Source organism: Irregularibacter muris (assembly GCF_024622505.1).
Taxonomy (GTDB): domain Bacteria; phylum Bacillota; class Clostridia; order Eubacteriales; family Garciellaceae; genus Irregularibacter; species Irregularibacter muris.
In genome coordinates this window covers 163,377-177,143 of record NZ_JANKAS010000001.1, presented here as the reverse complement: position 1 = coordinate 177,143, position 13,767 = coordinate 163,377, and the positions used below count along the sequence as shown (strand labels likewise).

General features: G+C 35.5%; 11 protein-coding genes. 2 read left to right on the top strand and 9 right to left on the bottom strand.

Annotated elements, in window-relative coordinates; all coding sequences use genetic code 11:
- The first annotated feature begins 53 nt into the window (after nucleotides 1–53).
- Both NSA47_RS00830 and NSA47_RS00825 read left to right on the top strand, forming a co-directional pair.
- Nucleotides 54–590, top strand: a complete 537-nt coding sequence (locus tag NSA47_RS00830) for a cupin domain-containing protein (protein ID WP_257528937.1) — start codon at nucleotides 54–56, stop codon at nucleotides 588–590.
- Between the two features lie 133 nt (nucleotides 591–723).
- On the top strand, nucleotides 724–2,097 hold the full coding sequence (locus NSA47_RS00825; RefSeq protein ID WP_257528936.1) for a [Fe-Fe] hydrogenase large subunit C-terminal domain-containing protein: 1,374 nt from the start codon (nucleotides 724–726) through the stop codon (nucleotides 2,095–2,097).
- A gap of 142 nt (nucleotides 2,098–2,239) precedes the next feature.
- On the opposite strand, the gene NSA47_RS00820 is transcribed toward NSA47_RS00825, so the two are convergent.
- The 9 genes from NSA47_RS00820 to NSA47_RS00780 all read right to left on the bottom strand — a co-directional run bounded on the left by NSA47_RS00820 (nucleotide 2,240) and on the right by NSA47_RS00780 (nucleotide 13,720).
- The gene (locus NSA47_RS00820) at nucleotides 2,240–2,581 is read right to left on the bottom strand and encodes a hydrogenase maturation nickel metallochaperone HypA/HybF (RefSeq protein WP_257529238.1); all 342 of its coding nucleotides are present in this window, start codon (nucleotides 2,579–2,581) and stop codon (nucleotides 2,240–2,242) included.
- Nucleotides 2,582–2,672: 91 nt separating this feature from the next.
- Entirely contained in the window at nucleotides 2,673–5,354 is a 2,682-nt protein-coding gene (locus NSA47_RS00815) for an FAD-dependent oxidoreductase (protein WP_257528935.1), read from the bottom strand.
- A 31-nt stretch (nucleotides 5,355–5,385) separates the two neighbouring features.
- The gene (gene hypB / locus NSA47_RS00810; RefSeq protein WP_257528934.1) at nucleotides 5,386–6,057 is read right to left on the bottom strand and encodes a hydrogenase nickel incorporation protein HypB; all 672 of its coding nucleotides are present in this window, start codon (nucleotides 6,055–6,057) and stop codon (nucleotides 5,386–5,388) included.
- Nucleotides 6,058–6,490: 433 nt separating this feature from the next.
- Entirely contained in the window at nucleotides 6,491–7,501 is a 1,011-nt protein-coding gene (locus tag NSA47_RS00805; RefSeq protein WP_257528933.1) for a DUF5692 family protein, read from the bottom strand.
- A 443-nt stretch (nucleotides 7,502–7,944) separates the two neighbouring features.
- On the bottom strand, nucleotides 7,945–9,198 hold the full coding sequence (locus NSA47_RS00800) for an FAD-dependent oxidoreductase (protein ID WP_257528932.1): 1,254 nt from the start codon (nucleotides 9,196–9,198) through the stop codon (nucleotides 7,945–7,947).
- Complete coding sequence (locus NSA47_RS00795) at nucleotides 9,191–10,261, bottom strand: helix-turn-helix domain-containing protein (protein ID WP_257528931.1); 1,071 nt, start codon at nucleotides 10,259–10,261, stop codon at nucleotides 9,191–9,193. Before NSA47_RS00795 ends, NSA47_RS00800 begins: the two co-directional genes overlap by 8 nt.
- Before the next feature lie 341 nt (nucleotides 10,262–10,602).
- Nucleotides 10,603–10,866, bottom strand: coding sequence for a metal-sensing transcriptional repressor (locus tag NSA47_RS00790; protein WP_257528930.1), 264 nt, complete (start codon nucleotides 10,864–10,866; stop codon nucleotides 10,603–10,605).
- 154 nt (nucleotides 10,867–11,020) lie between these two features.
- Nucleotides 11,021–11,236, bottom strand: a complete 216-nt coding sequence (locus NSA47_RS00785; RefSeq protein WP_257528929.1) for a heavy-metal-associated domain-containing protein — start codon at nucleotides 11,234–11,236, stop codon at nucleotides 11,021–11,023.
- A gap of 36 nt (nucleotides 11,237–11,272) precedes the next feature.
- Nucleotides 11,273–13,720, bottom strand: coding sequence for a heavy metal translocating P-type ATPase (locus tag NSA47_RS00780; protein ID WP_257528928.1), 2,448 nt, complete (start codon nucleotides 13,718–13,720; stop codon nucleotides 11,273–11,275).
- Nucleotides 13,721–13,767 lie beyond the last annotated feature (47 nt).

Here is a 13,767-nt window from a genome sequence, read left to right as displayed (position 1 = left end):
TCTTAAATAGGATTCATATATTATTATAGAAATATATGAAAGGAGTGGAAGATATGTATAATCCTTATCAACCTAATTCTAACCATAACCCTATGAATATACCTATGCATTGTAATTGCATGATCTATCCCCACTGGATGTATCCACCAATGCATTGTCCAAATCATCGGGAAAAATGTCCTGCATTAAAAGACTATGGTCCTATGCCCTTTGTTCTTAATATTGAAGAGGCTGCCATACGAAATGATAATTTCCGTCTTACCTTGTGGACAGGAAAGCATTTGCAGCTTACCTTGATGAGTATTCGTGTTGGTGAAGATATAGGTCTAGAAATGCATCCTGATGTAGATCAATTTATTCGTATTGAGCAAGGTCAGGGCATAGTTAAAATGGGAAACCGCAAAAATAACTTGAATTTTCAATCAAGGTTCTCTGAGGATGATGCTATATTTATACCTGCTGGCAAATGGCACAATGTAATCAATACAGGTTGTGTGCCCATTAAGCTATACTCTATTTATGCACCACCTGAGCATCCCCACGGCACAGTTCATCAAACCAAGGAAGATGCAGAGGAACACCATCATTAGTAAATATCATTAAGCCCTGTTTTAAAAGGGGTAGCAGAAGGCTATCCCTTTTAAAATATAAAAGACAATTACATATTTTTTCAATATAAGGCAAAAATAAATGCACATAGAACATATAATTGAGGTGTTGTCATTGACGGAGAACCGTGAAATTTTTCAGGAAAAACGTATGGATATTTTTAGAGAGTTGGTTCAAAGCTTTTGGAATGAAGGTATTCAAAACAATTCTGATTTAGAAAACTTAGCTGCCCATATTCAAAACAAGTACGAGTTTAAGGATAAGGATATGTCCTTGATTAGAAATCATATGAGGATTTGCATGGGTCTAGACCCTCGGGGTGATACAGAATTTAGTAGTGAACTATCCGATATAAAATCGAAAAAGATTTCTCCCCCAATTGCTGCAAATGTTGAAAATCCCCATGAGAGCGACAAACATTGCAATGGGAGATGTAAATATGAGGACCCTATATATAGAAGAAATAATGAGCCTATCATCATTGATAATAAATGCCTAAGTTGTGGCTATGGCGTTTCCCAATGGGATTTTGGAGCTATAGCGGATAAAATCGAATTCATTCCCCTCATTGATCTATTAAAGGATAAAAATACACCTGTCTATGCCGCTGTAGCACCGGCAATAGTCGGTCAATTCGGTGATGATCTTAGTATGGGTCAGTTAAGAACAGCCCTAAAGTTAATGGGCTTTACTGATATGGTTGAAGTAGCTCTATTTGCAGATATTTTAACTATAAAAGAAGCCTTTGAGTTTAATAAACTAGTAAAAAGCAAAGAAGATTTCTTTTTAACCAGCTGTTGTTGCCCTGTTTGGTTTAATATGGTAAAAAAAAGCTATCCTGATCTTTACAAAAAAATGTCTCCCTCGGTATCCCCTATGATTGCCTCTGGAAGAGTTTTAAAAAGTCTATATCGAAATGCCAAGGTTGTATTTATTTCCCCCTGTATAGCTAAAAAAGGAGAGGTAAAAGAACCGGATTTGGAAGGTGCTATCGATTTTGTCATTAATTTTAGAGAACTAAAAGAAGTATTTGAAGCTTTAAAAATAAATTTAAAGGATTTGGTCCCAGACGATATTGACCAAGCTTCTTTAGGGGGAAGACTTTATGCTAGAACTGGCGGGGTAAGTTTTGCTGTTAAAACCGCCGTTAATCGCCTTGAACCTACAAGAGTCATAAAACTAAGAGCAAAAAAAGTGGATGGAGTAAAGGAATGTAAAAATATACTGGAGGATCTTCGCAATGGTAAAGACGTAGATGCTAACTTTATTGAAGGCATGGGCTGTGCTGGTGGTTGCGTCGGTGGTCCAAGAACAAACATTGATGTAGATGTTGCCACAAAGAATGTGAATGAATTTGGAGAGGAATCCTATATATTAACTCCTTTTGATAATAAAAATATTATGAAGATATTGGAGAACTTTGGCATATCTGATCTAGAGGGTATAATGGAAAATGAGATGATGGTAAAATTGTTAACAAGGGAGTAAATCAAAAATTCTCATTTTATTAGGGGATAAATTTCTAGATTTTTATCCCCTCTATCTTTGTACAATAAAAATTCAACAAAACCTCTTGAATTTTTATTCATATTGAGAACTGGCTTATTATTACTCCTGGGAATTGATATTCTTAACAGGCAATGATCTCCTTAATTTGAAACTCCCTTCCCCCAAGTAAATCCCATTCTTTACTACCACAATCAGGACAAATTCCTTTATTGTCAAGATAATTAAACACACTCCTGCAATCACTACATAAGCAATTTCCTGGCAATATCTCCATTTTTAATTTAGTATTCTGTAACATAGTACCATCTACAGCGGCTGGATAGCAGGCTTTGGCATATCTAGGGATTACAGAGGATAATTCTCCAATTTGTAATACCAGTGTCTCTATTTGAGTAAGATCATTTTTCCTTGCAAAATTCTCCACAGTTTGTACGACATTCATCATAATTCCTAATTCATGCAAATAAACCTCACCTCTATTTCCTATACTAAATAATAGGGGCAGGTTTTCCCCTGCCCTAATTTTTTCTAGATACTCTACTGATTTTGCTCTTTTATTTTGAGCTCTTGAAGGTCTTTTTAATGCTATGGGCAATCATTCTTCCCTGTCGCTTAACCATGTTTTTAACAACTATGGGCTTCAGATCCTCAAAGGAAGCATTTTCTTCATCATATTTTCTGACAAGGGATATGGCATCAAATTTACATCTCGTTGTACAAGCACCACAGCCTACACACATATATTGATCTACAACAGTTGCGCCGCAGCCTAGACATCGCTCTGTTTCCTTCTTCACTTGATCTTTCGTCAAAGTAGATCGTAGATCTTCAAAGGATTTTTTGGCCTTTGCTCCCTCTACAGATTCTGTTCTTTGTCTTGGAATATGATCATAGCCTTCTAGCCTTAAATTTTCCTTATCAAAGGCCTTAAATTCTTTTCGATTCCTGCCAATCAGTAAATCCTGTCCTGGATGGACAAAGCGGTGTATTGAAATAGCAGCTTCTTTGCCTAGGGCGATAGCGTCTATTGCAAATTTAGGTCCAGTGGCTGCATCTCCACCAGCAAATATATCTGGTTCTCCAGTCTGTAGTGTATGGGGGTCTACCTTTATCATATTATTTGGATTTACCTCTGCCCTTGACCCCTCCAATAGTCCACCCCAATCTATTCCCTGACCAATGGAAAGTAATATCTTATCTGCTTTTACAACCTTGGTTTGACTTTCATCAAACTTTGGAGTAAACCTTCTATTTTCATCAAAAGTAGAAATACATCTTTTAAATTCCATGCCTACAACCTGGCCGTTTTCTGAGAGAATACGCTTTGGTCCCCATGAATTATGGATCCTTATATCCTCTGCTATCGCCTCATCAACCTCTTCTCCAAGGGCAGGCATTTCCTCTCTATTTTCTAGACAGTACATTTCAACCTTTGAGGCACCAGTTCTCGTAGCTGTTCTAGCCACATCTATTGCAACATTTCCTCCCCCGATTACTAGGACCTCTCCATTGATGTCTACATTATTTCCTAGACTAACATCTAAGAGAAAGTCTACCCCTGAAATAACTCCCTTTACCTTTTCTTCCTCAATACCTAATTTTCTACCTTTTTGAGCACCAATAGCAAGATAAAAAGCCTCATAGCCTTGTTGTCTTAATTGGTCTAAAGTAATATCCTTTCCTACTTCTACTCCAGTTCTAAATTTAACCCCTAACTCCTTTAATATATTAATCTCCGCATTTACCACATCTTTTTCCAAACGATAGGAAGGGATTCCAAGGGTTAACATACCTCCAAGGGCTTTGTGCTTTTCAAATACCGTTACATCATAGCCATCTATTGATAAATAGTATGCACAGGAAAGTCCTGAAGGTCCAGCACCTACAATGGCAATTTTGTTTTTATAATCATGCCTCTTTTTCGGTATATATCGAATATCCCCATATAAATCCTGTTGTGCGATAAACTTTTTAATTTCATCAATAGCAATTGGTTCATCTACATCGCCTCTAGTACATACAGATTCACAAGATCTAGGACATATTCGTCCACATACTGCTGGAAAAGGATTTTCCTTTTTAATCAGTTCCAAAGCTTCTGCATATCTTCCTTGGGAAGCCAGTTTAATATAGCCTTGAATAGGAATATGGGCTGGACATTGGGTTATGCAAGGACTTGTTCCACTATCCAAAACGTTTTTTCTATTTATACGATAGTCAGGATTCCATTTCTCTGGTCCCCATTTTGAATTAGATGGTAAGTCCATCCTTGTCTCAATAACTTGTGCTTCTTCACATAGTTTTTGTCCTAATTTCAGGGCATTAACCGGACATATTTCTACACACTCTCCGCAAGCCACACATTTTTCTACATCCACTTGTGAAACATAATTTGAACGTACCATATCATTGTTCAAAAACATATTAGCTGTTCTTAAAGAGAAACAGCTACATCCACAGCAATTACAGATTGCGTGGGTTTTTCCTACACCATCTACATTAGGTATTTGATGCATTAGTCCATTTTCCTCAGCTTTACTTATAATTTCAAAGGCTTCTTCTCGAGTAATCGCTCTTCCTCTCCCGGTACGAATATAGTATTCAGCGGCATGGTCTAATTGGATACACATCTCTTCCTTTAAATGCCCACAGCCTTCACCCATAATTTCTCTAGATGTACGGCAAGCACAATCGGAAACCGAGAATACCTTGCTTTCATTTAGATATTTTGAAACTTCTTCATAGGAAGCCCTTCTCGTCTCCCCATCAATTGCTGTTTCAATAGGAATAACTCTCATAAGTCCTTTGCCCACAGGGAAAGCACCTGCTGTCTTAGATCCTCTTACTCTTCCATAGGCTTCAAAAGCTTCTGCAATTTGGGGATACTTTTTAACGTTTTCTAGATTATTCGCCATCATTTCCATAACCCCTGGCACCCAAGTATCAAACCAGTATTTATCAACGTCATCCCTTTTATTCACAAAACATACCCCTGCCTCTGCCAATTCCCACAAAACTTTTTCAGCGTCTTCTATAGATCGATCACATAATTTAGCTATTTCTTCTGCACTCTTAGGATTGCGGAATTCTAAACAAAGCCCAATCTCTGCCATCTCATCTGTAACAACAGGTTCTAAAATCATATATTCTGGATCTTGAAAGGTATAAGATGATTTTGAACCATGTTTTTTGCCCCCAATATGATTGGCAAGTTGTAGCACTTTTTCTTTTCCCATTGATTTCCCCCCTACATGAATAGAATGATATTTAGTCTTCTTGCCATTTTTCAATTTCAGTATGAAGCCAATTTGCCCACTCCTCTATTCCTTTTCCTGTCTTTGCAGATATTGGAATAATCTCAATATCCGGATTTAGTTTTTTCGCCCGCTCCTTTACTGCCTCTATATCAAAATCAAAATAATCTAAGACATCAATCTTATTAATGAGCAATATATCTACTTGGGAAAACATTAAAGGATATTTTAAGGGCTTGTCATCCCCTTCTGGCACACTTAAAATCATAGCATTTTTAGATGCACCAGTATCAAATTCAGCGGGACATACTAAATTCCCTACATTTTCTAAAATCGCAAAATCAATCCCCTCTATTCCCAATTGGTCTATCCCTTGTTTTGTCATATCCGCATCTAAATGACACATACCTCCTGTATGTAACTGAATGACTTTTGTCCCGGTTTTATAAACGGCATTGGCATCTACATCCGAATCAATATCTGCTTCTAAAACGCCGATGTTTATTTCTTTTTGTAAAGCTTCAATAGTTCTTAAAACCGTGCTGGTCTTACCTGATCCTGGAGATGACATCAAATTTAATAAAAAAGTTTTATCCTTTTTAAGTCTTTGCCTTAAAAGCTCTGCTTGTTTATTGTTATCCTCAAATACGCTTTGCTTAATTTCTATGACCTTAAAATTTTCCATCCTTTACACCCTCCCCTTAAATTCATTGTTATTGTTTTGTCAAATCCATTGTATCGACAATAAAAAAGGCTGTCAAAGATTTGAAGGTATTGATATTCCGTGATTTGAGTATTAATTGTTTCAAGTATAGTTTACAATTAAAAAAAGTTAAAAAGAAGATTTCATAATTGCTTTAGAACTATACCCCTTCATGAATTGCGACAGTTTTCATCCCCTTAGTAACCGCATTGCGTATCTTTTATTAAAATTTTTCCTTATTTCCCTATAGAGATTAATTTCGTTATACTTCTAGATTTCATTATATTATTTGTGTAAATCTATCCTAAATGTAAAATAACCCAAAGAATTAAGCAAATCTATACTCTCATTATTTAGAGATTGATTACACGATAAATACCCCTCCCCAAGATTGGTGAGGGGTAAATTTTTTGTTTTACTGATGGGAAGTTTCAATATCAAGTATGGAAGCTTCTCCAAGGGCTTTAACCCTTTGATATTTTGGTAAATCAATATATAATTCTCCCATATAGGGATTTCTTTTTGTAGCCATCACCTTATAAATCATGTATGCAAACACGGCGATATTCGCAATTAAAGCAGCAAAACTTACTACAAAGTAAATATCAGGATTATATGTTGACATGACTTGGTACTTTCCTTGATCCTGAAAAAGTGGAAAAGTTTGTGCAAACATGCACCAAATAGCTAAGGTATGAGCTCTATGCTGAAGCCATGCGCCCTTTCCTAATGTGAAGGCACACAAGGTGGGCGCCAATAATAATGCAAAACCACAATACCATGAATGACCGGGCAAACAATTATAAGTATATGCAAAATTCCACAAATCATAGGCAATTATCCAAAACCACATCATATCCGGCCATAGCATATCCATACTTTTATCCTTGGCAGTTTTCTTTCGAATAACAATTCCAAACCATCCAGTAATGGTTATAATATTAAGTATCCCCGCAATTCCATTCATGTAATTCCATGCCCCACTCATCATGATTTCGCCTTCAAAGAATTCTTTCATAAGTCCAAGATTCCCTATTTGAAAATCACGAGCTACAGCTTCTATAATATTAATGGCAAGAATAAGCGGTGGAAAAATAAGGGCAAACTTTTTTTCTGAAAGACTCCATAAAACTTTTCCTGTATTTTTATCTCTTTTCTTATAATGTCTTATGGCCCAGAAACCAATACATCCTGCTGTAGCAGAATAAACTTTTGCCAAGTGGAACCAATCGGTATAAGTTTTTTCTTTTAAAACTGTAAACCAAAGTATAGATAAAAATATCGGTAGCAATATAAAGCTGATAAACGCACCTATTTTTGATCTTCTGGAAAATTCATTAAACAGAAATAAAACAGCAAAAACTACAAACCACATTCCCCAGGCAGAAAATAAAGTTGCTCCCTCTGCATAATTAAATGTAAACATAAAATCCCCCCTTCACAAACAATATATTGCCTGTATAGCTATAAATCATTAATTAAGGAATTTTTCCACCACCTCTCTATACTGCATAGAATAAATACCTTCTCCCATTGAAAAGTAAATATTATTGTGATAGAGTAGCTAGATACAAAATAGCTTTTAGATATTGTTATTATTATGTCAATATTATTTTAAATAAAATAGAAAAATCTGTCAAAATTTCAAAGCCTTTAAATCCCAATCCTTACACTGATTATCTTTCAAGTTATCATTACACTATTTCTTTAAACATGTCTCTTTTAACTAAACCTGCAGACGTTATATGGAAAAATAATGTTAACAAGTCTCAAAGGTAAAATAATTATCAAAATGAGTAAAATTCTTAATAGAAAGAATAAAAAATCTTCCTAAGCATCATGCTTAGGAAGATTTTACGATATATTTTGTTAAAAAAACTCCTCTAATAAATATTCCGAATACTTAATACAATTTTCTATAGAGAGCATACTCATAATTTCTCCCGCTAAAAATATATTGTTTTTTCCTTGCATAGCATCCATTTTTTCATAGAATCCTTGCTGCAAAACATGAGTATCTAAATAGGGACAATGTTTCCATTGTTTCACTTGATATAATCTTGGTTTTTTTATTTTTAATCTTGCCAGATCATCCTTTATCTTATCTAAGGGAGATGACTTATAGCTATGAAGAGGACTATATGCATAAAGAATGACCATCCCCTCTTGATGAGAAGTATTCCATCTAGAGTCCCATATGGTAATATGTCCCCGCCTACTGAGGGATAAATTTTCTAATATACAACCACAGCCCTTAGGAACATTCTCTACAATAAAAGAATATACATTAAAATTTTGATACTTTATGCTTTGTAAATAGTTCTTCATTTCTTCATCCCATAAGTCCAACTGAGAAAAGTTATCTAGTGGTGCTGTTATAATCACCTGATCAAATTGAATTTTTTCAAAGGGTGTCCTTACCCACAAGGTATCATCATCAGATAGGGTGATATCCGTCACTTTCTGCCCTAATCGAATGTCTTTAATCCTACTGCCTAAACTTTCAGCCAATATAGAAACTCCTCTTTTCCATGTATAGAATTGTGGAATTTCCATAAAAGACATTAAATGCTCATCATTCAAGATTCTGAGGACATATAAAGCAGGAACTTCCTCAATATCTCCCAGCCCAAAGATAGTAAAATAATGGAGATAGACAGTTTTTAAAACATTAAAACAATGCATATCACACCATTTAGAAAAGGGGAGCATCAGTGCAGGTTCTATATCTTTAATCTTTGGACTTTTCAGGGATTCATATCCATCCAGCACTTGAGGCAACCGTTTTAGTTCCTCTACAAATCCATGTAAATCCTTCCTAGGTATGGGCATTATTTTTTTGCCCTCAGCATTATAATTGGTCCGAGATAATTGAGGTCCGTCTGCTTTAATATTTAATCTATCCATCAATGCTGTAAGCCTTGAATAGGAAGGGAGACCAAAAATAGCTCCTAATTCATAGGATTTTCCCTTATAAGTAATTGTATGTAATTTTCCCCCTAGACGTACATCTTTTTCCAGAAGGGTCACATCATGGTATCCTTTTCTTTGAAGGCCTTCAGCCATTACTAAACCAGAAAGGCCCCCTCCTATAACTCCAATCCTACAATCTGCCTTATTCATCTCTAACACCTCGTCTTGGGGAATTAATTAAAGCCAGAAGCCAAAGAGGTAATGCATCCAAATCCGTCCCTTTTTCCATTGCTCTTTCAAGAACTATTTCAGCAGGTGTCTTGCCCGCACTTGGTCCCTGAGAAGTTTTATTGGTAAAATTGTATTCTCTTATAAAGTGATTTAATGCATTCTCCACCTTCATAAAGGAATTCAGTTTTTCATTTAAGAGAATTTTATTATAAAATTCTGTAACCAAAAACTCATTAAACTCTACTATATCATCAAATACTTCTGACTCTTCATAAGGAATAAATAGATGATGAATATTATAGGCATCAATAATTTTGTTATATTTATCTCCCTTGACAAAGTATGGTAAGAATTCTCTTTCTTTTGCAGTAATCAGATTTTTTATATCTAAATTGAAAGTTTCTAATAAATAGGCTAATTTTTGTTCAAAATATTCCCAAATACCGATATCATGTTTTTTATTATATAACTTTATCTCGCCCCATTTTGAATAGGTGTCGTAAAAACAATACTGATAGATCTTGCCAATGCCCTCAAAAGTTCCTATATAATCAATTCTTTGAATGACCAAGTAGCCTGGATATGCCTCTTTTGGATCAATAAGATGAAGTGCTGCTTTTTCTTTTCTCCCCTTGATACCCCTAGGAGGTATTTTATACTTAGAATATTCTACGCGTTGTTTTTTTCGGGTTAAATTATTTCGTTTCAATACATTGTAAATCCCTGTTTCTCCAACATCAATCCCCTCAGACTTTAATTCATAGTAAATTCTTCTTGGGCCATCCCCAGGGTACTTTATCACATATTTCAATATTTCATGTTCAATAGCCTTGCTAATCTTATTTGGCATTTTAGGCTTTTTCGGCACCTTATTTTCCAACCCAGCAATACCAAACCTTTGGTATGCAGTTTCCCAATTATAAAAGGTAGTTCTGGAAATTCCAAACAACTCACACACTTCAGAAACATTCTTAACTTTTAAGGCATGTTGTAATATTCTATATTTTGTATAGGCATTAAATCCCTGGAATTTCATCACCATGTACCTACCTCTCAAACCAATTCTATGCATATATCATTATATAATAGATTGGATTAATATGTAAAATATTGCTAGGTATTTGTTTAATAACAAATAGACAATGGCCTTAACCCTGGGGCTGATTGACTGAATTAGCACTAGAAATAGCATTGGCAAAGATAAGCAGGCGTGTCCTATGGCAAATTTATAAACTCTCAGCCGAAAAACTGCGGCAAACCGGATTTTAATTCGCACAATGATTAAATAATAAAAGACTTCAGAGTGACCTATTATTTTTTATTTCCTAAGTCACTCTGAAGTATTTTATTAATGAGCAATATCCATTTTAAAATAAAAGAATCCTACTTTGAAAGCTTATCAATAATTTGCATAATTTCTTGGACTTTCTGATGGGAATCTCCCTTTTCAAAAGCTTCTTCTACGCAGCTCCCCAGGTGTGCATGAAGCACATCTTTGTTGATGTTTCGCAAAATAGCTATTGTTGCCATAAGCTGATTGGATATGTCGACACAATACCGGTCATCAGCAACCATCTTAAGAATGCCATCAAGCTGTCCTCTAGCAGTTTTTAAAAGACGTGTTACTTTCTCCTTTTCTGCCTTCATCTTTCTTGCCTCCTAATAAAAAACTTTCCAAACACTTGTATACAACCTACATACTTCTAGCTATTAAATAGACCACCTAGGATAGAGTGTAGCTTTAACAACGTACTCTTTTAATGTTTATCCTTTATCTCTTAAACTTTTTATCGTATTTGCATTATAGAACTTCTATTTTTACAACTTCATATCCTACATCCTCAATAGTATATTTGATCTCTTCATCACTAATATCAACGGATGCTTCAAGGACAGCTGTTTTTGCACTTAAATCTACATCTACATTTGTTACTCCACTAAGTTCCCCTAATGCCTCCTTCACATGATTAACACAGTGTCCACAGCTCATACCTTCAATTAATATTTTCTTTGTCATTTTATTTTCCTCCATTTATATTATATTTTTTTATCCTTATCTAATAGGTTTAAATCTCTTTAACCTTAAAGCATTTGTTAATACCGATACAGAGCTAAGGCTCATTGCAGCTCCTGCGATCATAGGGTTTAGTAATGGTCCCCCAAAAATGTGTAGAATTCCCATTGCTACGGGTATTCCCACTGTGTTGTATCCAAATGCCCAGAACAAGTTTTCCTTAATATTTTTTATTGTACTTTTACTCAATTGTATTGCTGTTGGAACATCCATTAAATCACTTCTCATGAGAACAATATCTGCTGATTCCATTGCAACGTCTGTTCCAGACCCTATTGCTATACCTATATCTGCTTGAGCTAGTGCTGGTGCATCATTGATACCATCCCCAACCATAGCTACCTTTCTGCCTTCAGCTTGAAGTTTTTTAACTTCATTTGCTTTATCCTGTGGAAGTACTTCAGCAAGTATTCTATCTATTCCCACTTGTTTAGCAATAGCTTCCGCTGTTCTCTTATTATCTCCAGTAATCATAGCTACTTCAATTCCCATTTCATGGAGCTTATCTATGGCCTTCTTACTATTTTCTTTCACTATATCAGCAACAGCTATAATACCAGATATCTTATTCTCTATAGCTATATACATTGGCGTTTTACCCTCACCTGCTAACTTATCAGATACTTCTTCCAAGCTTGCTAAAGAAATATTGCTTTCAATCATAAGTTTTCTGTTTCCAAGTAAAATATTTTTTTCATCTATTTTAACTTCAATGCCGTGTCCTGGGATAGCTTTAAAGAAATCCAGTTTTTTAAATTCCAATCCTTTTTCCACAGCATCTTTAACAATGGATTCACCAAGTGGATGTTCAGATCCTTTTTCTGCTGATGCAGCTAACTCTAATAATTCATCCTCGGTAATGCCCTCTGTCACAACGATATCTGTAACCTTTGGTTTTCCTTCTGTGATCGTACCCGTCTTATCAAATACGATAGTCTGTATCTTATGAGCAGCCTCTAAAGCTACACCACTTTTTATTAAAACACCGTGTTCTGCTCCTTTGCCTGTACCTACCATTATTGCTGTTGGTGTTGCCAAGCCTAGGGCACAAGGGCAAGCAATTACCAAAACAGATATAAATATGGTAAGAGAGAATATTCCTGATTCTCCCCCTAGGAAGTACCATCCTAAACCGGATAATACCGCTAAGGATATAACGATTGGAACAAAGTAACCAGAAACAACATCTGCAAGCTTTGCAATCGGGGCCTTGGAACCTTGAGCATCTTCCACGAGCTTAATAATTTGAGCAAGGGCTGTATCTTTACCAACTTTGGTAGCTTTATATTTTATCCTTCCGTTTTTATTTATGCTTGCACCAATAATTTTATCTCCAATATTTTTTTCTATGGGAATACTTTCCCCTGTAAGCATGGATTCATCTACTGAAGTAGTCCCTTCTACTACCTCCCCATCTACAGGCATCTTTTCCCCTGGCTTAACCACTATAATATCTCCTACCTCTACATCTTCAATAGGAATTGTTACTTCTTTTTCATCTCTTATTATCATAGCTGTTTTAGGAGCAAGACCTACAAGTTTTTTAATTGCCTCTGAAGTTTTTCCCTTAGAAACAGATTCTAAATATTTCCCTAAAAGTATTAGAGTAATAATGACTGCTGCTGATTCAAAGTATAAATCATGGGCATATTCATGGTGACCACCAGCGATCTTCACTGTGGCAAATATTCCATAAAGTACAGCAGCTGCTGTGCCTATTGCAATAAGTGAATCCATGTTAGGACTTCTCCTTATCAATGCTTTAAACCCGACTGTATAAAATCTATTCCCAGCAATTACCACAGGTATAGTTAGAAGTAGCTGAGCTACTGCAAAGGCCATAGGATTTATCATTGGGTTAATAAAATCTGGTAGAGGCATTCCGATCATATGTCCCATGGAAATATAAAGTAGTGGCACTGTAAATATAGCAGATATAATGAATTTTTGCCATAACAGTTTCATTTCTTGTTCTTTTCTCTCTTTGTCTGTATCCACAGTGACTTCTTCTTCCATCACTTTATAGCCAGCCTTTTCTACTGCCTTCTTTATATCACCAACCCTTACCTTTGAGGGTTCATAATTTAGAACTAATTTTTCTGTTGCATAATTCACATTGGCTTCATTAACTCCATCAAGCTTTCTAGTTGCTCTTTCTACAGCTTTTGCACAGGCTGCACAGGTCATCCCTTCTATTTTCAATATTTTACTTGTGGATTCAGTGATGGCTTTATATCCAGCTTTCTCAACTGCTGCCTGAATATCCCCTATAGAAAGTTTTTCTTCATCAAAGTTTATATTTAGCTTTTCTGTGGCATAATTCACATTGGCTTCTGTTACACCTTGCAGTTTTTTCGTTGCTCGTTCAACTGCCTTTGCACAAGAAGCACAGGTCATCCCTTCTATTTTTAATGACTTTGTTACCATATGTTTTCCCTCCTTATATAATCATATAATCAGAAAATAATAAATCT